Raw genomic sequence first — 1,551 nt, 5'->3', positions numbered from 1 at the left:
TGTCTCCCGTGATAACATTCTTCGGTATTCGCAGTTTGCATCGGGTTGGTAAGTCGGGATGACCCCCTAGCCGAAACAGTGCTCTACCCCCGAAGATGAATTCACGAGGCGCTACCTAAATAGCTTTCGGGGAGAACCAGCTATCTCCCGGTTTGATTGGCCTTTCACCCCCAGCCACAAGTCATCCGCTAATTTTTCAACATTAGTCGGTTCGGTCCTCCAGTTAGTGTTACCCAACCTTCAACCTGCCCATGGCTAGATCACCGGGTTTCGGGTCTATACCCTGCAACTTAACGCCCAGTTAAGACTCGGTTTCCCTTCGGCTCCCCTATTCGGTTAACCTTGCTACAGAATATAAGTCGCTGACCCATTATACAAAAGGTACGCAGTCACCCCATAAAGAGGCTCCCACTGCTTGTACGTACACGGTTTCAGGTTCTTTTTCACTCCCCTCGCCGGGGTTCTTTTCGCCTTTCCCTCACGGTACTGGTTCACTATCGGTCAGTCAGGAGTATTTAGCCTTGGAGGATGGTCCCCCCATATTCAGACAGGATACCACGTGTCCCGCCCTACTCTTCGAGTTCACAACACATGCACTTTTGTGTACGGGGCTATCACCCTGTATCGCCGGACTTTCCAGACCGTTCCACTACCACACATGCTGATTCAGACTCTGGGCTGCTCCCCGTTCGCTCGCCGCTACTGGGGGAATCTCGGTTGATTTCTTTTCCTCGGGGTACTTAGATGTTTCAGTTCCCCCGGTTCGCTTCATTACGCTATGTATTCACGTAATGATAGTGTGACGAATCACACTGGGTTTCCCCATTCGGAAATCGCCGGTTATAACGGTTCATATCACCTTACCGACGCTTATCGCAGATTAGCACGTCCTTCATCGCCTCTGACTGCCAGGGCATCCACCGTGTACGCTTAGTCGCTTAACCTCACAACCCGAAGATGTTTCGTAAAACACTTCAGTGTTGCGAAAATTTGAGAGACTCGAACACACCGCTTTTCATTTCTTGTTTACGGAGAAATGAAACAGTGTGTCGTTTCAATTTTCAGCTTGATCCAGATTTTTAAAGAGCAAAACTTCGCAGTGAACCTTTTCAGGTACACTCTGAAGTTTTCTTGTGTTTTTGCAGTAAAGGATGGTGGAGCTATGCGGGATCGAACCGCAGACCTCCTGCGTGCAAGGCAGGCGCTCTCCCAGCTGAGCTATAACCCCATCGTAAATGCTAATCTCTGTACCCTAATTCGTTTCCGGGCAAGGCGCGGTGGTGCGAAGCATACTGAAGTATGCGAGCATCGCCGTAACACAGCACGGAGGCGAATTTGGTAGGCCTGAGTGGACTTGAACCACCGACCTCACCCTTATCAGGGGTGCGCTCTAACCACCTGAGCTACAAGCCTGCAGAGATTTTCTTACTGCTAATTTTCATCAGACAATCTGTGTGAGCACTACAAAGGTCGGTTCTTTAAGGTAAGGAGGTGATCCAACCGCAGGTTCCCCTACGGTTACCTTGTTACGACTTCACCCCAGTCATGAAT

Annotated in this window: 2 tRNA genes and 2 rRNA genes; all 4 read right to left on the bottom strand. The window is 50.0% G+C overall.

From position 1 onward, the window contains the following. Window positions 1–944, bottom strand: a 23S ribosomal RNA gene (locus tag KQJ19_RS23525); the annotation flags it as partial. Between the two features lie 208 nt (window positions 945–1,152). Then, window positions 1,153–1,228 (bottom strand) — tRNA-Ala (locus KQJ19_RS23520). A gap of 108 nt (window positions 1,229–1,336) precedes the next feature. Further along, window positions 1,337–1,413, bottom strand: a tRNA-Ile gene (locus KQJ19_RS23515). A gap of 71 nt (window positions 1,414–1,484) precedes the next feature. Then, window positions 1,485–1,551 (bottom strand): 16S ribosomal RNA (locus KQJ19_RS23510); the annotation flags it as partial.

This window comes from Citrobacter sp. S46_ASV_140 (assembly GCF_018919545.1).
GTDB classification, from domain to species: Bacteria; Pseudomonadota; Gammaproteobacteria; order Enterobacterales; family Enterobacteriaceae; genus Citrobacter; species Citrobacter braakii.
This window is presented reverse-complemented; position numbering and strand designations above follow the sequence as displayed.